The sequence below is a fragment of the Micromonospora andamanensis genome (assembly GCF_016863495.1).
GTDB lineage: Bacteria > Actinomycetota > Actinomycetes > Mycobacteriales > Micromonosporaceae > Micromonospora > Micromonospora andamanensis.
The window spans coordinates 60812-77845 of record NZ_BOOZ01000014.1; the positions used below are offsets into that span (position 1 = coordinate 60812).

Consider the following 17034-nt stretch of genomic DNA (forward strand, 5'->3'; position numbering starts at 1 on the left):
CGGGACGAGAGCCTCGTCCCGGGCGCGTACCGTGTCGGGGTCAGCGGCAGAGCCGGCCGATCTCCTCGGCGAAGCGGTCCATCGGGTTGGCGTCGGCCGGGCCGAGCAGGTAGGTCTTCAGCTCCCGGCGGGCCTCGGTCATCGGGTCGTCGCCCGCCCGGGTCACCGCCACGATCTTCTCCAACTCCCCGCAGTCGGCGGCCAGCAGGTACGCCGCCCGGGAGGTCGGGAAGGACCGGCGGAACTCGTCCTCGGGCAGCCCGGCGGGGTTGGCCACCACGTACGGCCGCTGGCTCTGCACGAAGTCGGACACCACGCTGGAGACGTCGCTGACCAGCAGGTCGGTCTGGTTGAAGCAGTCGAACAGCGCGGGTACCCGCCCGGTGACCACCCGGTGCGCGGGTCCGTCCAGGTTGCTCGCGTCGACATCGCCACCGGCCGCCCGGATCATCGCCACGATCCGGTCGTGCACCGCCTTGGCCTGCTTGGACCGGCTGCCGGTCAACGGGTGCGGCTTGTAGACAAGTCGTACCGCCGGCCGGACCGCCAGCAGCCCGGCCACGATCCGCTCACCCATCAGCACCAGCGAGGTGTGGTACGGATCGTCGTCGAGCCAGCCCTCCCAGGTGGGCGCGTAGAGCACCGTGAAGGGTCGCTGCACCGACTCCGAGCCGAAGGTGTGTACGCCGGCCAGCTGCGGCCGGCCGATCTCCACGATGTCGGCGTCGAGGACGCCCACCCCGGCCCGGGCGTAACGCTCCCGACCGGCCAGGCCGGCGACCCATACCTCGTCGTAGACCTTGCTGTACGGGTTGACGCTCGCCGCCTTGTCGCTGTCGCCGTGGCCGACGAAGACGTGCTTCATGCCGGGCTCGCGCAGCATGTGGATGTTCGGGCCGACGTTCGCCGCGTACAGGGTCGTCCGGATGCTGCTCTTGTCGAGATTCATGAAGTCCGCTGCGGCAGGTACGCAGACCACCGGCAGTCGGGTGTCGGCCAGTTCGTTGAACGCCTCTTTGCTGCGCATCAGCACCACCGCACGCCGGCCGAGCGCCTCGATCGGGGCCAGCCACATGTTCGCCTGGTACACGTCCTTGGCCGGACCGGCGAAGTACAGCGCCACCTCCGGGCGGTCGCGGTCCAGCCAGCGCTGCACTGCGGGCAGCAGCGGGCTCTGCCCCGTGCCCCGTCCGCGCAGCCAGGTCACCGCGACCACGCCGCCGACAAGCGCGGCAAGTCCCACGGCCACCGCACCGGCCACGAAGACCGGCGTCACCGCACCGGCGACGGCCGTGACGACCGCCCCCGGCAATAGCAGGATGTTCACCCGGGGCAGCCGGTCGCCGACGAAGCGGGTGGCCCACTCGGGCGGGCGGGGCGCCAAGGAGACCGGCCCCAGCTCGATGTTGCGCACCTGGGCCGAGATGGGGTTGCGTCGGTCGATCATGCGGTTGAACGCGCCGGCGAAGACCGCGATCACCCACACGGCGGCGGGCAGCAGGAGCAGCAGGGTCAGCTCACTGTCGATGAGCGGCACCTCGGCGGCGACCAGCAGCACGGCCGACAGGTCGCGGCTCAGCTGGCGGTAGACCCGGCTGATGCCGACCTTCCCGAGCAGGCTCACAGTCGCCGGTGACCACCGCTCGACCGCGTACTCCCCCAGGACCGCCGCCAGGGCGGCGACCGCGAAGAGACCGACCCAGCCGAAGGCGGCAGCGGCCAGGAGGATCAGATAGGACGCCACCAGCAGGGCGCCGCGCGCGGCGACCCCGACGCGTGCAGTCAACGTGCCGAACAACGAGAACGCTCCCTAAAGAGATCGATGACCGGCTGGATACGCCTCGACGGCCGCCAGCGTAGCTGCGACCTTAACGCGAAACGTCTCCGGGACAACGCTCGGGTATCCGGCATCTTTCCCCCAAACCACAGGCCTGTCGGGACGGGACGAGCAGCGTCCACCGGGTGGAAACCACCCGCGCTGCGGTCCCGGCCTGGTCAGACTCGGCGCAGGCAGGTCACGCCGCCGGGCTGGTCGGGTACCGGCGGGGGCCGCTCGGCGAATTCGGTGTAACCCAACCGCTGCGCCGTCCGACGGGCGAAGCGGTTGCCGCTGTAGACACAGATGGTTCCCACGTCCAGCCGTTCCAGCGCCCCGGCCACCTGCTCACGGGTCGGCCGGCCCTCGGCCGCGCCGCTGTTGGCGAAGCGGGTCAGCAGCAGCCGGTCCTGGGCGAACTGCGAGTTGAGGTCATACTCCACCAGGTAGAAGTCGCGGGGCAGGACCACCCGCACCCGGGTGGTCAGCATCGGCATCGCGCGCATGGCGGTCTCCGGCGCGAGCACGAGCCCGTCCGGGCGGTCGAGCGTGGTGATCCACTGCGCGATGCGCAGCCGCTGCTCCGGGATCTTCCAGGCGGGGGTGGCGTGCACCTGCACCCAGCTGCGATCGGACCACATCGGAGTGGCGTAGACGGCGAACGAGGCCACCATCGCCCCGGCCAGCACCACCCCGACGAGCGCCCGTACGCTGCGCAGCCGGGTCGGCAGCCAGACGGTGCACAGCAGCCCGATCAGCGCCGGCAGGGCGAGCAGCCACGGCACCCGCCAGAGCACCACCGAGACGCCGGTGAGCGCACCGAGCCACTCCAGCACACCCGGCAGCAGCAGCACACTGAGCGTGAGTCCGCCACCGGCCGCGAGCAACGCCGGGGTGCGGCGACGGGCCAGCAACGGGCCGCACCACAGGGCCAGGCCACCGATCACACCCACGATGCCTATCGCGAACGTGCGCTGATAGGTCCGCTCGGCACCCCAGACGTTGACGTCCGCCGCGGCCTCGCTGGCGGATCCGACGAGCATCTGGGCGACGGCGACCACCCCTACCGGGTACGCGAGAGCCGCGACGCCCGCCACCAGCGCCGACTTCCATCGCCCCACCAGCAGCATCATCAGGGCCGCCCCACCGACAAGCAGCGGCAGGATGATCGCGGCGGTGGTGGTCAGCCCGATCGCGGTGATCGACAGCGCGGCGATCAGCACCAGGGACCGGCGGGAGCGGTCGTCGAACCAGCGGGTCAGGTAGAGCCACATCAGCGGTACCACTGCGGAGACGAACATCCCCTTGCCCTGGTAGAGCCGGGGCAGGTGGAAGGTGCCCAGGGCGGCGTCCGGTCCACAGACCAGGGCGAGGAAGGTCACCGCCACGGTGAAGGCGAGCACCGGACGCCGGGGAGCCCAGCGCTGCACCAACCGCCACAGCGCCAGTACGGCGAGTACCGCCATGATCGGCAGCAGCACGTACCAGGTCGCCGAGGCGGCCGAGAGGGAGAGGAACCGGGCCAGCGCACCCGCGAGGACCTCGATGCTGGCGACCGGGGGCTGCGAGGCCATCGGCGGCAGCACGTTCTCGCTGAACAGGAAGTCGTTGAGCGGCACCACGTCCCGCTCCGCCACCCACACGGACCGGCCCACGTAGTAGATGTCGTCGGGGGTGTTGCGGGCGAGGTAGAGCGAGGCGACCGCGGCTCCACCGGCGATCAGCAGCGCGTACGCCGACTGCCAGGCGCCCGGCGACGGCGCCGCCGGGGTGGTCGGTGGGGTGACCCGCCACGTGCGCCAGGTCAGCAGCACCGCGCCGACGGCCGCCACGACGCCGGCGGAGGCCGGCACCCACCAGGACAGGCCGTCACCGGCCGGGGTGCCTGCCACCCCCGCGGTGATCGCCGCACCGGTGCCGATCAGCAGGACCAGGGCCGTCAACCACCGCTGGACCACCGGCATCCGCCCGGCGTGGGCCGCCGGGACGGCCGCGCCCGAAGCGGCCGGTCGGCCCGGGTCCCGCTCCGCCGGGTCCGGCGCGCCTGTCGCGTCGGTGCCGGTCGCCCGGTCACCGCCCTGGGCCACCGTCGGGGCATCGCCGCTCGCCGGGTCCGCCGCCGCGTCGGCAGGGGCCGTCGCGTCGGTGTCGGCGTCCGACGCCGTGTCGTCTGTGTCGGTGTTCCGGTCCGGCGGTGCGGCGGCAGCGGGAGCACCGTCGGGGGGATCGGTCGATGACGCGGTGGTGGCGCCGGGCCGGGCGGCGCGGCGGCGAAACCACCGCACGGCGAGCCGGACGGCCAACGCCAGCAGGGCCAGCGCCGGGCCGCTCACCAGCCAGATCCGCAGCGTCAGCGACGGGGCGAGGTCCAACGGCAGCGCGGCGTGGTAGAGCACTGTCCAGAGGGCGAATGCGAGTACCGCGCCGTCGGTCAGGACGGCGGGTATCGCGGCGAAGCCGGCCCGGATGCGGCCCGCCACCACTCGTGCCCGACTCGGCCGGGCCGGCGTGGGGACTGTCACCTCATCGGCCGTCGCCGGCTCGGCGACGGCGACGGCGACGGTCTGGTCGGTCATCGACACGGGCGTCCTTGTCGTCGTACGGGCGGGGCTGCGCGCTGCTCATGCGCGACGGTGCCGCTGCGGCACGATCCACCGAGAGTAGTAGTCGTCTCTGGGCCACCGCGTCGAGCCGACGCGCGGAGCACCGACCCGCCGAGGCCGGTTCGGTAGCCCTACCCACTGCGTTCGGCACTCAACCAGGGCTGGTCGCCGACCGTTGCCGGGGGACGGCGTCCTGGGCACCGAGACCCAGCGCCACCGACTCGACGAGCGTTTCCAGGTAGCTGTCGGTGACCGGGGTACGGGCGATGGCGATCCGCCAGTACAGCGGCCCGACGATCAGGTCGACAGCCGTGTCCGGGTCGGTGTCGGCGGGAAGGTCGCCACGCCGCACCGCCCGAGTGATCAACTGACCGACCACCTCCTGCTGCTGGGCCCGCAGCACGCGCTGGAGGGTCTCGTCGATCGTCGGGTTGCGAGCGGCCTCGGCCAGCAGGTCGGGGATGATCTGCGCGGCCAGCGGGTGTCGCAGTGCGTGGGTCACCACCTGGAACAGCAGGGACAGGTCGGTACGCAGGCTGCCGGTGTCCAGCGCGGGCAGCCGACGGCCAGCGGCGGCGGCCACCACCTCCAGCACGAGGTCGAGCTTGGAGTTCCAGCGGCGGTAGACCGCGGTCTTGCTGACCCCGGCCCGGCGGGCCACCGCCTCGATGGAGAGCCGGCCGTAGCCGACCGCGGCGAGTTCCTGCATGAGGGCGCGACGGATGGCTGCGGTGATATCGCCACGGAGCACCGCCGCACCGGCTGGTGTGCGCCTCTTCTCGGCCGTCACCTGGGACTCTTCTCGACTGTCACGAGGGACAGCGTAGCGCAACGACGCTACGGTTGCGTCCCGACGTATTTCCGACTACTGTCCAGCCAGCGACCGGGGGCGGCGCTCCCGCACTGGCCACGCTAGATTCTCTCGTCGCGAGACAAAACGCCGGCACGACAGATCGGAGCGCCAATCCCCATGGCCAACCTGCTGGCCGACCCCGACTCCGGCCTCACCCCAGCGCAGCTGGCCGCCCGACACGGGCTGCGGGTGGCCGGCGAGCGGCCCTCGATCGGCCGCTACAGCGGCCAACTGTGGCGCTACCGGCACTTCATCTCCGCGTACGCCCACGCGAAGCTGACCGCGTCGTTCAGCAACGCCCGGCTCGGGCAGCTCTGGCAGGTACTCACCCCGCTGACAAACGCGGCGGTCTACTACCTGATCTTCGGTCTGGTGCTCGAGCAGAACCGGGGCATGGACAACTTCATCGCCTACCTGACCACCGGGCTGTTCATCTTCAACTTCACCCAGGTCAGCGTGCAGCAGGGCACCCAGGCGATAAGTGGCAACCTCGGGCTGATCCGCGCGCTGCACTTCCCCCGGGCCTGCCTGCCGCTGGCCATCACCGCCACCCAGTTCCAGCAACTGCTCGGCTCGATCGTGGTGCTGCTGGCCATCGTGGTGGCCACCGGTGAGCCGATCACCCTGATGTGGCTGATGCTGGTGCCGGCGGTGCTGCTCCAGACGGTCTTCAACGCCGGGTTGACCATGGTGGTGGCCCGGCTGGGCGCGAAGGCCACCGACCTGAAGCAGGTCATGCCGTTCGTGCTGCGGGCCTGGATGTACGGCTCCGGGGTGCTCTACAGCGTCAACCTGTTTGCCGAGAACCTGCCGGGCTGGGCGACAGCCGTGGTGCAGTTCAACCCGATGCTCGTCTACATCGAGCTGGCCCGCATCTCCCTCCTGGAGAACACCCACCTGCTCAACGACTCGCTGCCGCTGACCTGGCTGATCGCGCTCGGCTGGGCGGCCGTCGCGGGACTCGGCGGCTACTTCTACTTCTGGCGCGGCGAACAGGAGTACGGCCGTGGTTAATCTTGAAATGTCCAATGATGTGACGGTGACCTTCCCCCGGATCCAGGAGCGGATCCCCACAGTGGTGGTGGACGACGCGCACGTCGTCTACCGGGTGCACAAGGGCGCCGCCGGCAACACCAGCCCGGTGGCCGCCTTCAAGCGGATGGTCACCCGCACCAACGCGCCGAACGTCCGCGTGGTGCACGCGGTCCGTGGCGTCACCTTCACCGCGTACCGGGGCGAGGCCATCGGGCTGATCGGCACCAACGGCTCCGGCAAGTCGACACTCCTGCGGGCCATCGCCGGACTGCTGCCGGTGGAGCAGGGCGCGGTCTACACCCAGGGGCAGCCGTCGCTGCTGGGGGTGAACGCCGCCCTGCTCAACGACCTGCCGGGTGAGCGCAACGTCACGCTCGGCTGCCTGGCCATGGGGATGTCCCCGGCCGAGGTCCGACGCAAGCTCCCGGAGATCATCGAGTTCTCCGGCATCAACCAGCGCGGTGACTTCGCCTCGCTGCCGATGCGTACCTACTCCTCCGGCATGTCGGCCCGGCTGCGCTTCTCCATCGCCGCGGCGAAGCAGCACGACGTGCTGCTCATCGACGAGGCCCTCGCCACCGGGGACAAGGCGTTCCGCAAGCGCAGCGAGCAGCGGGTCCGGGAGCTGCGGGAGAGCGCCGGCACGGTGTTCCTGGTCAGTCACCAGCTCTCCTCGGTACGGGACACCTGCGAACGGACCATCTGGCTGGAGTCCGGCGAAATCAGGATGGACGGCCCGACTCCCGAGGTGCTGGCGGCCTACGAGGCATTTACGAACGGCAAGTAGAGTCTGGGCGAACCAGCGGCGTCCTGGGCCGCGTTGTCCCGTTGGGGCGACGCGGCCCGCGCGTTATGGTTCACTCCGTCGCCGTGTCGGCGGAACCTTCCGTTCACGTACTCACCACAGTCATGCACCCCCGAGAGCGAGGACCGGCAATGACGCAGGACCAGACCACCGATCCGGGCACCACGCCGGACAACCGAGCGCCGTGGCGACCCTCACGGACGGTGGCGGTGGTGCTGGCCGGTGGCACCGGCACCCGGCTGGGTCTGGGCATCCCCAAGCAGCTGCTCAAGATCGCCGGTAAGCCGATCATCGAGCACACGCTCGCCGTCTTCGAGGCCGCGCCCGAGATCGACGAGATCATCGTGCTGATGGCCACCGGGCACGTCGCCGAGGCGCAGAAGATCGTCGACAAGGCCGGCTTCCGCAAGGTCACCAAGGTGATCGAGGGTGGCGACACCCGCAACGACACCACCCGCGTCGCCCTGGACGCGGTAGGTGAGGGCGACTGCAACATCCTCTTCCACGACGCGGTACGCCCGCTGCTCAGCGGTCGCATCGTCCGGGAGTGCGTGAACGCCCTCTGGACCTACTCGGCCGTCGACGTGGCCATCCCGTCCGCCGACACGATCATCCAGGTCGACGAGAACGAGTGCATCACCGACATCCCGGTGCGGGCCACCCTGCGTCGCGGTCAGACCCCGCAGGCGTTCCGCTCCGGCACCATCCGGGAGGCGTACCGCCGGGCCGAGGGTGACCCGAACTTCGCCGCCACCGACGACTGCGGTGTGGTGCTGCGCTACCTCCCGGAGACCCCGATCAAGGTGATCGACGGTTCGGACGAGAACATCAAGGTCACCCACCCGGTCGACGTGCACCTGGCCGACAAGCTGTTCCAGCTCGCCGCCGCCAAGGTGCCCCGGCTGACCGACCACCGCGCCTACAGCGAGGAGGTCTCCGGCCGCACGATCGTCGTCTTCGGCGGCAGCTACGGCATCGGCCACGACCTGGCGGAGCTGGCCCGCAGCTACGGCGCCCAGGTCTTCCCGTTCAGCCGCTCCAGCACCGGCACCCACGTGGAGCGCCCGGCGGACGTCGAGGCCGCGCTGCGGACCGCCTTCGAGGCCACCGGCCGGATCGACCACGTCGTGGTCACCGCCGGGATCCTGGAGAAGGGCGCGCTCGCCGAGATGGACCAGGAGACCATCGACCGGGTGCTCCAGGTCAACTTCGTCGGCCCGGTCACCGTCGCCCGCCAGGCGCTGCCCTACCTCCAGCAGACCAAGGGCCAGCTGCTGCTCTACACGTCCAGCTCGTACACCCGTGGTCGGGCCGACTACGCGCTGTACTCGGCCACCAAGGCCGCCCTGGTCAACCTCACCCAGGCGCTCGCGGACGAGTGGGCGGAGTTCGGCGTACGGGTCAATGTCATCAACCCGGAGCGGACCGCCACCCCGATGCGGACGAAGGCCTTCGGCGCGGAACCCGAGCACACGCTGCTCGCCGCCGAGACCGTCGCCCAGTCGTCGCTTGACGTGCTGATCTCCGATCTCACCGGCCAGGTGATCGACGTCCGCCGGCCGCCAGGTGAGGCGCCTGTCGCTGTCGCGGTACCCGCCCAGACCGACCGGTCGGCCAGCGCCGCACCCGTCGGCTGACCCCCTCCGACCCACACGACCGCGAAAGCGACACCGAGATGCGTGGTGAGCTGGTCCGCAAGTTGACCGCACGGGGCCTGGCCACCGGTGGGGCGGTCCTGGCGTTCCTGGTGGTCGCCCTCACCGGCGCGACGGCCTGGGGGCTCTGCCTGGCCGTGGCGGCGCTTGCCGCCACGGCCTGGGAACGCCGGGTACGCCCCGGCGCCGACAACGTCGCGGAGACCACGCTGATCGCGGGCGGAGTGCTTGTCGGCTACGCCCGGCAGCTCGACGCCGGCTTCGATCCGGCCCTGGCCGCGACCGCCCTGGTGCTGCTGGGCCTGGTGCTGGTCACCGGTCCGCTGCGCCAGGCCGGGAATCTGGAGATCCGCGCCGCCAACCTGCCGGTACGCGCCTGGGTGCCGCAGGTCGCGGCAGCTCTCGGCGACGCCGTGGCGGCACTTGTCGGGCTCCTGGCCCTGGCTGCCCTGGCGGGGCTTCCGGCGGCCGTGGCCCTGGCGGCGACGCTGCTGGTGGGGGCCACCGCCGCAGCCGTCGCCCTCGACCTGGCCCGGCGGCGGTTCCGGCCGTCCCCGGGCGGGTCGGCGGTGGCTCGGGCGCTGCGCCGGCACCAGCCCGAGTTCGTCCTGCACTTCTCCGCCCCGCCCGGCTCGGATTACCAGGTCACCATGTGGCTGCCGTACTTGGAACGGATCGGTCGACCGTTCGTGGTGATGGTGCGGGAGCCGGAGTTCCTGGCTCCCGTCGCGGCGGCCACCACCGCCCCGGTCGTCTACTGCCCCACCACCCGGAGCATGGACGAGGTGCTGGTGCCGAGCCTGCGGGTGGCGTTCTATGTCAACCACGGCGCGAAGAACAGCCACTGCATCAGGTTCACGCAGCTCACCCACGTGCAGTTGCATCACGGTGACAGCGACAAGGCGCCCAGCGCCAACCCGGTCTCGGCCATCTTCGACCGGATCTTCGTCGCCGGTGAGGCGGCCATCGAGCGGTACGCGCGGGCCGGGATCGACATCCCCGCCGAGAAGTTCGTGGTGGTCGGCCGCCCCCAGGTCGAGGCGATCGAGGTATGTTCGCGGCCCGCGCGGGGCCTGACGAACCCGACGGTGCTCTACACCCCCACCTGGACCGGGCACAACGCCGACGCCGACTACTGTTCGCTGCCGGTGGCGGAGACGCTGCTGCGGCGTCTGCTGGACCGTGGGGCCACTGTCATCCTGCGGGCCCACCCCTACACCGCGCAGAACCCGGCGTCGGCCCGGCAGCTGGCCCGGCTGCACGACCTGCTCGCCGCCGACCGGGCGCGCACCGGCCGGGGGCACCTCTACGGTGCCGCGGCGAGCCGGCTCACCCTGACCGACTCGGTCAACCGCGCGGACGCGCTGGTCTCCGACGTTTCCGGAGTGGTCTCCGACTGGCTCTACTCGGGCAAGCCGTACGCGGTGACCGACATGGGCACCGACGGTGACCGGTTCGTCGAGCGTTTCCCGCTGGCCGCTGCCGGCTACGTGCTGCGCCGCGACATGGCCAACCTGGACGAGGTGTTGATCCGGCTGCTCGACACCGACCCGCTGGCCGAGGCCCGCTGGGCCACCCGCCGCCGCTACCTGGGCGACTTCCCGGCCGACTCGTACGCCGAGGTGTTCCTGGCCGCCGCCCGACGCGAACTGGATCCGGCGTGGACCCCACCGGCGCCACGGGCCGCAGCCGGCGCCCCCTTCTCCGCCGCCACCTGAGGTAAACGGGGTGCGGCGCGCCCGGATGCGCCGCACCCCGTTCACCCGAGCGGGTGGCCGGTAACGTCGACCACCCGCGGTAGGCCCTCGGCCGTAGCGTGTGGTGGTCAGCTCACGGGCAGGGCTGCCAGGCGAGGTGGTACATGGTCTGGATGCTGCCGTCGGTCGAGTCCATCGTGAGGAAGTTGGTTCCCGACGAGCTTCCCCGGCTGAGGCGCAACTCGGTGTTGATGTTCAGGTTGCGCAGCTCGCCGCAGGGGTGCCAGACCACCGAGGCGATCGGCACCTCGTCGCTCACCATCCAGTTGTCGTCGAGCGGCGCGGCGATCGGGTGGTTGCTGAAGGTGCTCTGCGTCATGCCCTGGAAGTAGTAGTTCGCCCGGGCCGAGGCGATGGCGCCGCGGTTGAGCAGACCGTAGCCGCGGTAGTCCACCTTGACGATCGCGAAGGTGTAACCGGCCGGGGCGTGGACCAGGACGTTGAGCTGGCAGTTCCGGCGACCATCGGTGACCGGGATGCCCGGACCCGCCTGCACCAGGTAGTCGCTGTAGATGGTGGTGAAGGCGGTGTTGTCCGGGGAGACCGCGACATCGGCAGTGCCCGGTCGACATCCGGAGCCGGCCATCGCCACCAGGTCGATGACGACCTTGTCGGTGGGCGGGTCATCCATGATTCCCCTAGCGGACGCCGGTGCCCCCACGATCAACGATGAAGCGAGTAGCGCAAGTACCACGCCGCCACGCGTCAGCAGTTTACGCATGAATCCTCCTCCGATACAGGAAACGACGCCACATGCGGAACAAGCTACGTACAGACATAGATGGATGTCAACGTAATCCCGCTTTCCCAAAAATCGGTCACGAGCCGAATGTTATTCGGCTTCACGTGGCTGCTTCGCGACGTCCCACAGGATGGAGATCGCTCCAGAAGCTGATCTGCGCGACACCTTGATCGGGCGCACACCCGTTATGCAGCAACAGTTATAGGGGTTGATCTCGCCTCACGACAATTCCGATCAAGAGTTGGCCGGCAATCGATCACATAGACGTAGGCTGATGCTTGCGGGCCTCGTCCCACATCGCTAGCATCCTCTCGCAGAACACCGCCCTAGTGCTCACCACCACCTCAAGCATTGGGCTGACGGACGAGCACCCGACGGGCCGTTCGGCGAAGAAACACGCGTTGAATTCGGTGACCATCTACTGCATCCGAGAGGAACGGAATGACAAAGAACCTCGTCGGCGCGAGAAACGGAATCTTCGCCGTACTCGGCACGGTTCTCGCGCTGTCCCTGTCCGCACCGGCCCACGCCGCCCCCGCCGAATCCACAACTGCCCCGGAAAGCGAGATCACCGTCGAGGTGGTGGCCGCCAACGGCTCCGGCTGCGCACCCGGCACCGCCCGGGTGGTGCCCTATCCCGACAACACCGGCTTCCGCATCCGGTACCACGACTTCGTCGCCTCGGCCGGTCGGGGCGTGGACGTCACCGACAGCCGCAGGAACTGCCAGCTCGGCGTGCTCGTCAACGTGCCGGCAGGCTGGACCATCGCCGTCGCCGCGGCCGACTACCGGGGCCGGGCCCGGATCCCCACCGGCGCGACAGGTCGCCAGCGGACGAGTTACTACTGGCAGGGCTCATCCGAGACCAGCCGCACCGACGCCACCTTCACCGGGCCCTACAACGGCTTCTGGGGCACCTCGGACATCGCACCCGTGCTTGTCTACACGCCCTGCGGACAGCAACGGGTGCTCAACGTCAACACCGAGCTGAGAGTGGACGCCGGCACCGCCAGCTCGATCGCCAGCATGTCGATGACCACGACCGAGGGCGACGTCGACACCCTGTTCAATCTCAAGTGGGAACGGTGCTGACGCCCTGATCCGGCCTCACCACGACGTCGAGCCACCCGGCGGGCGCGGTGGACGACCCGCCCGCCGGTTCTCGGTGCGTTTGTTGTCGCCCCCGCGACAACGAACGCACCCAGTCATGCCACCGGAACCTCCTCGTCCACCCGGGCCGCACCGGCGACCTCGTGGACCCCGCGAACCGCTGCCGCCGGCAGTGCCGCGTAGACGTGTGGGAACGGGCCGCCGTTCGGGGCGTCCTCCCATCGCAGCACCCCACCGAGCAGCGACGTGTCGAGCGCGACGACGACAAGTTGCGGCTGGTCGCCGAAGACCCGCGCCGCCGTGGCGGGCAGTTGGGATCGCGACGAGCAGTGGATGAAGCCGCTGTCCCGATCGAACGGTGAACCGTCGAACCGGCCCGCGGCCTGGAACTCGGCCCATTCGCCCGGCAGCAGGATCTTGTAGATCAGCACGTCGCCATGCTGCCAGAAGGGAACTGCCGTCAGTCGAGGCGTGCGGCGATCTGGAGGGTGTTCAGGTAGTGCTTGCGTACCGTCCCGGCCGGACGCGCGGCGATCATCTCCCGGATCCCGTCGAACAACGTCCGCCGCTGCCCGGGCGAGGCGGCGATATGGCCGGAGTAGGTGGAGAGCAGGCTCAGATACTCCTCGGCGGTGTAGTCGCGGCTCCACTGGTACCGGTGCACGGTCGGTTGGTCGAAGAACCCACTGCCCGCCATCGCCGCCACGTCGGGGGCCACGATCGCCTCGGGTGGCTTCGGGCCACCCTGCCCGTCGCCCATGCCGACCTCGTCGTAGATCCGCTCGACCCGCCGGAAGAAGTCGTCGCCGTCGGGTGGCGAGACGTGCTCGGTGGCGACGATCGCCAGGTGCCCACCGGGGCGCAGCAGTTCGGCGGCCCGGCGGTAAGCGACAGCCGGGTCCAGCCAGTGCCACGACGTCGCGGCGAAGACGAGGTCGAACGGCGCCAGGTCGCCCGCCTCCCACCACTCGAACGGCGACCCCACGACGCGTACGTCACCCCGGCCGGCGAGCACGCGACGCGCCACAGTGGCCAGTTCGCGTCCCGGTTCCAGGCTTACCACCTGCCAGCCACGCGCGAGCAGACCACGGGTGGCCTGGCCGGTGCCCGTGCCGATCTCCAGCACCCTGGCCGACCCGCTCGTCAGGCCGGTCGTCGCGGCCAGGTCGGCGAACAGCCGCTCCGGATAGCCCGGGCGGGCCTGCTCGTACAGCTCCGCGGCCGTGTCGAACGTGGTGGCCAGCCCCGCGTACGGTTCCTGCTCCCCCATGATGTCCCCTCGCACAGGTGTCAGACGCGGTCGATGTCACAGGTGATCGTCGCCCATCGCCCCACCCCTCACCGATCGCCCCTCGCGCAGTGGCTGAACCTCCGAGATCTTGGAAAGTTCCCGTTCGCGAAAAACGGAAACTTTCCAAGATCTCGGGTTCTCGTGCTGGGCGGCGACAGGGCGCGCTAGGTGGGCGGCGGGTCCAGGCTATGAAGAGGGTGGTGGGTGTCGGGCCCTCGTGCGGGTTGAGGCGGTAGAGGTCGCGCATCGCCTCGTACATCAGGCCGGCGAGGTAGATGGACAGGCCGGGCAGGTTCCCGTCGTACGCGACCCGCAGCGGCAGCCGGGCCTGACCGCAGGGCCAGGGCTGCCCGTCGGCGCGGCAGCACGGCAGGTACGCCTGACGTACCCGACACGGAAGCCCTCGGCCGGTTGGCCGAGGGCATCCGTGTGCCGTGGGACAGGCGTGATCAGGCCGAGTAGCCGCGGGTGGCGGCCCAGTTGGCGAGGTCGATGGTGCTGAGCCAGTACGACGGGTACGAGGCGTCGGCCGAGTCGGCGATCTTCACCAGCCGACCGGAGTCCTGGTAGCCGACCACGGCGACGTAGTGCCCGCCGGGGAAGGAGTGCCAGCGACCGTCGGTGTCGGTGGCGGTGCCGGCGACGTTCACCACGACGCCCCGTCCGTCGGTGACGGCGGCGACGACATCCGCCTGGAGCTGGTCCATCTGGGCCGGGGTGGCCGCACCGCCACGGATCATCGTGGTCTCGTACGGGTCGCCCTTGACGACGGCGTTGAGGACGCGGGTGGTGTCCTCGGCCGAGTTGGTGCCGGCGAAGGTGGTGCCGAGCTGGCTGGCCAGGGCGTCCTGGCTACGCGTGACACCGGCGGCGCTCAGCGCGTTGCGTACTGCGGCGGGACCGCAGTAGTAGCCGTTGATCTGGGCCTGGTGGTCGTACTCGAGGACCTTCGACGTGGGCGGCTTCGGTGCCGCCTTCTTGCTCGTCAGGTCCGGGTCCGGGGTGGCCGAGCTGGGCTTCGGCGACGGCGCGGCGGCGCGGGCCGGCACCGGACTGGCCGGTGCGGCACTGCTCGGCGCGGCACTGCTGGGTGTGGCGGTCGACGGCGCGACCGCTACCGGGCTCGGCGCCACCGCGGCGTCGTCGCGCAGTTCGGCGGCGGCGGTAGCGGCAGGTGTGGTGGCCGGGGTGTTGCCGGTGCCGGCGAGCGCGGCACCGGTGCCGGTGGCCAGGACGAGCGCGACGGCCGAGCCGGCAACGATCTGGTAGGGACGTTCGGTGACCAGCCGGCGGAGCCGGCGGGAGAGGGCGTGCTTCACGGATTCCTCCACGGGCTGAGGGGGAACGGCACGTCGGGCACCGGCGGTCAGCTCGGCGTCAGGACACCGACGACCACCCGGGGTGAGCGGGACGGGCCGTTCAGGGGTACGCCCGGGAAACCCGGGCGGTGGCGATGACCGGGTCAGCTCGCGGCGGTCAGGCCGGCGAGGACGGGCACCGCGGTGCCGTGGAGGCGGGGGAACAGGGGGATCACGTCGAACCGCACGAGGGCTGGAACTCCTTCCGTCACCGCCGACCGGGTTAGCTGACGGATTCGGGCGGGAAGACGCCCTACCGCGGGCCGAGGCTCGCGGATTCACCCCAGTGGTGCAGTGGGTCCCCGGTTCGTGAGATCACGATTGAGCGGGTCGGTACGGCGTCGCTTCCTGCGATCGGTTACCGCACCGGACGGGCTGACACTACTGGTCGGTCACCTCGAAGCCAACCCACTCTGAGCTGCTTAAACATGATCCAGTGCGGCGATTTTCGGGTACCTGAGAACTGTCGTCGCTCAATGGGACCGACGGCATTCCGGGCACCTTCGGGTGACAACCGGACGGCTCGTGGACAATGTCCACGGAATTTGCTGCGGTAATCGCATCAACTACGAGCAGTGACCGAATTTCCATCCCATGTGACCCAGCTCACGGAATTTCAGCCGAGCCGGGCTGGTCGCCAGCGCAGCACCGGCCCGGAGCGCCTGACGGCGGCCCGGCCGGGGGCGGGCAGCAGGTCCGGTCGGAGCCGCTCAGCGGCAGCGTACGCCTCGGCGGAGAGGGCGCGGGCCGCCTCCCCTGCCAGTTCCGCCGCCCGCCACAGGTCACGCTCCCGCTCGGCCGCCGACCGGTAGGCGGCCAGGCGGTTGTCGCGTACCACCCGGGCGAGGACCACTTCCTGCTCGGCCGGGTGACGCCGGGGATCCCAGCCGGGCCGGCGCGCCAGCACGTCGCTGAGCTGCCGGGCGGTCAGATCCCCACGCCAGTGGGCGGCCATCGCCGCTCGGCGCAGCCAGCGTTCCCGGGCCGCGTACTCGGCCGGGGTCCGGGGGGTGCGTGGGGTCGGCAGCCCGGTGACGCCGGCCAGCCGACGGGCGGCGGACTCCGCCTCGTCGTAGGCGGCCCAGGCCCTGTCGAGTTCCGCCTGGGCGACCCGCCATGCCGCACGCCGCCGGTCGGCGTTCTGCGCCGCGCCGGCCGCCGCGACCGCCACCTCCCCGGCGTATCGGTGCAGGTCGGCCTGCTCGATCGCGGCGCCGGCCGCGTCCGGATCGGCGGGCTGCTCCACCGGCCCGGACGGTTCGGGGCGCGCGACGAGCACGGTGAGTACGCCGAACGCGAGCACCAGCAGGACCGACCAGATCGCGGCGGCGCGGGGCACCTCGATCAGGAACTGGTAGAGAACTGTCTTCTCCATGTCGACACCTCGGGAAGATCGGTACGACGCCGGTGGCCGTACCGGCAACGGATCGTCACGGCAAGCGCCGCGGCCCTGGCGGGCGACAGCGGGCTGGCGGATGCGGGGGCGCGGTGCGCCACCGGGCGGGCGGATGCGGCGGAAGGTCGCCGATCAGGCGTGCGGTGGGGCGCGGGCCGCCTGGACGCCGTCGACACGGGCCGCGGGCGTCGGTGTGGTGGCCGCGGCGACGGTGCCGAGCGCCGTCAGCCCGGGCCGGCCCGAGATGGTCGGCTGCGTCGCGGACACCCCGACCAGGTCGGCGGCGTCACCAACTCCGCGCACGGTCGGCGTCGCGGGGCCGACCAGCCCCAGAGTGGCGGCCAGGTCGGGGACGACGGCGAGGTCGAAGGGGGCGGTCAGGTCCCGTTCGACGGATGCCTGCGGTGCGGCGGCCACAACCGGCGGGGCCGCGAGCTGCTCGGCCGGGGCCGCCTCGCCGGGCAGTGCCCAGGCACCGAGGGTGAAGGCGGCGGCGACCGCGAACCCGGTCAACAGCCGCGCGGCCCAGCGCGCCAACCACCACAGAGGACGGGTGGGCGCGGCGGAGTGCACCTCGCCACGCTACCCGTCACGACCGCCCGGACGCACCAGC

At 70.9% G+C, this 17034-nt stretch carries 14 protein-coding genes and 1 riboswitch; of the genes, 5 read left to right on the forward strand and 9 right to left on the reverse strand.

Annotated features, from left to right (window positions below):
* Positions 1-40 precede the first annotated feature (40 nt).
* From Van01_RS14055 to Van01_RS14065, 3 genes are all read right to left on the reverse strand, one after another.
* Positions 41-1798 (reverse strand): CDP-glycerol glycerophosphotransferase family protein, encoded by a 1758-nt coding sequence (locus Van01_RS14055; RefSeq protein ID WP_204006881.1) that lies wholly within the window; start codon positions 1796-1798, stop codon positions 41-43.
* A 197-nt stretch (positions 1799-1995) separates the two neighbouring features.
* A complete protein-coding gene (locus Van01_RS14060; RefSeq protein WP_239099068.1) occupies positions 1996-4392 on the reverse strand; it encodes a DUF6077 domain-containing protein in 2397 nt (798 codons plus the stop codon).
* A gap of 178 nt (positions 4393-4570) precedes the next feature.
* Positions 4571-5170 (reverse strand): TetR/AcrR family transcriptional regulator, encoded by a 600-nt coding sequence (locus Van01_RS14065; RefSeq protein ID WP_204007202.1) that lies wholly within the window; start codon positions 5168-5170, stop codon positions 4571-4573.
* 219 nt (positions 5171-5389) lie between these two features.
* On the opposite strand from Van01_RS14065, the gene Van01_RS14070 reads away from it, so the two are divergent.
* The 4 genes from Van01_RS14070 (at position 5390) to Van01_RS14085 (ending at position 10485) form a co-directional block, all read left to right on the forward strand.
* Positions 5390-6286, forward strand: a complete 897-nt coding sequence (locus Van01_RS14070) for an ABC transporter permease (protein WP_204006885.1) — start codon at positions 5390-5392, stop codon at positions 6284-6286.
* A gap of 7 nt (positions 6287-6293) precedes the next feature.
* Positions 6294-7094: an ABC transporter ATP-binding protein gene (locus Van01_RS14075; protein WP_204006887.1), complete on the forward strand. Its 801-nt coding sequence runs from the start codon at positions 6294-6296 to the stop codon at positions 7092-7094.
* Between the two features lie 149 nt (positions 7095-7243).
* Positions 7244-8749, forward strand: coding sequence for a bifunctional cytidylyltransferase/SDR family oxidoreductase (locus Van01_RS14080; RefSeq protein ID WP_204006889.1), 1506 nt, complete (start codon positions 7244-7246; stop codon positions 8747-8749).
* A gap of 38 nt (positions 8750-8787) precedes the next feature.
* On the forward strand, positions 8788-10485 hold the full coding sequence (locus Van01_RS14085; RefSeq protein ID WP_204006891.1) for a CDP-glycerol glycerophosphotransferase family protein: 1698 nt from the start codon (positions 8788-8790) through the stop codon (positions 10483-10485).
* Between the two features lie 112 nt (positions 10486-10597).
* On the opposite strand, the gene Van01_RS14090 is transcribed toward Van01_RS14085, so the two are convergent.
* Positions 10598-11245, reverse strand: a complete 648-nt coding sequence (locus Van01_RS14090) for a DUF4360 domain-containing protein (RefSeq protein WP_204006893.1) — start codon at positions 11243-11245, stop codon at positions 10598-10600.
* Positions 11246-11707: 462 nt separating this feature from the next.
* Here Van01_RS14090 and Van01_RS14095 point away from each other — a divergent pair, with 462 nt between their 5' ends.
* Entirely contained in the window at positions 11708-12358 is a 651-nt protein-coding gene (locus tag Van01_RS14095; RefSeq protein WP_239099069.1) for a DUF4360 domain-containing protein, read from the forward strand.
* A 113-nt stretch (positions 12359-12471) separates the two neighbouring features.
* Here the strand turns inward: Van01_RS14095 and Van01_RS14100 are convergent, their stop codons facing one another.
* The 5 genes from Van01_RS14100 to Van01_RS14120 form a co-directional block, all read right to left on the reverse strand.
* Positions 12472-12807 carry a DUF952 domain-containing protein gene (locus Van01_RS14100; protein WP_204006895.1) on the reverse strand — a complete coding sequence of 112 codons (336 nt, stop codon included), beginning with the start codon at positions 12805-12807 and terminating at the stop codon, positions 12472-12474.
* A gap of 29 nt (positions 12808-12836) precedes the next feature.
* Positions 12837-13646, reverse strand: a complete 810-nt coding sequence (locus Van01_RS14105) for a class I SAM-dependent methyltransferase (RefSeq protein WP_204006897.1) — start codon at positions 13644-13646, stop codon at positions 12837-12839.
* Positions 13647-14116: 470 nt separating this feature from the next.
* Positions 14117-14998 (reverse strand): C39 family peptidase, encoded by an 882-nt coding sequence (locus Van01_RS14110; RefSeq protein ID WP_204006899.1) that lies wholly within the window; start codon positions 14996-14998, stop codon positions 14117-14119.
* Between the two features lie 224 nt (positions 14999-15222).
* Positions 15223-15363: riboswitch (cyclic di-AMP (ydaO/yuaA leader) on the reverse strand.
* Between the two features lie 278 nt (positions 15364-15641).
* Positions 15642-16400, reverse strand: a complete 759-nt coding sequence (locus Van01_RS14115; RefSeq protein ID WP_204006901.1) for a hypothetical protein — start codon at positions 16398-16400, stop codon at positions 15642-15644.
* Between the two features lie 153 nt (positions 16401-16553).
* Entirely contained in the window at positions 16554-16994 is a 441-nt protein-coding gene (locus Van01_RS14120) for a hypothetical protein (RefSeq protein ID WP_204006903.1), read from the reverse strand.
* Positions 16995-17034 lie beyond the last annotated feature (40 nt).

Coding starts and splice junctions, on each gene's coding strand:
- Van01_RS14060 (WP_239099068.1), bottom strand. CDS start 4,392: ATGACCGACCAGACCGTCGCCGTCGCCGTCGCCGAGCCGGCGACGGCC.
- Van01_RS14070 (WP_204006885.1), top strand. CDS start 5,390: ATGGCCAACCTGCTGGCCGACCCCGACTCCGGCCTCACCCCAGCGCAG.
- Van01_RS14075 (WP_204006887.1), top strand. CDS start 6,294: ATGTCCAATGATGTGACGGTGACCTTCCCCCGGATCCAGGAGCGGATC.
- Van01_RS14080 (WP_204006889.1), top strand. CDS start 7,244: ATGACGCAGGACCAGACCACCGATCCGGGCACCACGCCGGACAACCGA.
- Van01_RS14085 (WP_204006891.1), top strand. CDS start 8,788: ATGCGTGGTGAGCTGGTCCGCAAGTTGACCGCACGGGGCCTGGCCACC.
- Van01_RS14090 (WP_204006893.1), bottom strand. CDS start 11,245: ATGCGTAAACTGCTGACGCGTGGCGGCGTGGTACTTGCGCTACTCGCT.
- Van01_RS14095 (WP_239099069.1), top strand. CDS start 11,708: ATGACAAAGAACCTCGTCGGCGCGAGAAACGGAATCTTCGCCGTACTC.
- Van01_RS14105 (WP_204006897.1), bottom strand. CDS start 13,646: ATGGGGGAGCAGGAACCGTACGCGGGGCTGGCCACCACGTTCGACACG.
- Van01_RS14115 (WP_204006901.1), bottom strand. CDS start 16,400: ATGGAGAAGACAGTTCTCTACCAGTTCCTGATCGAGGTGCCCCGCGCC.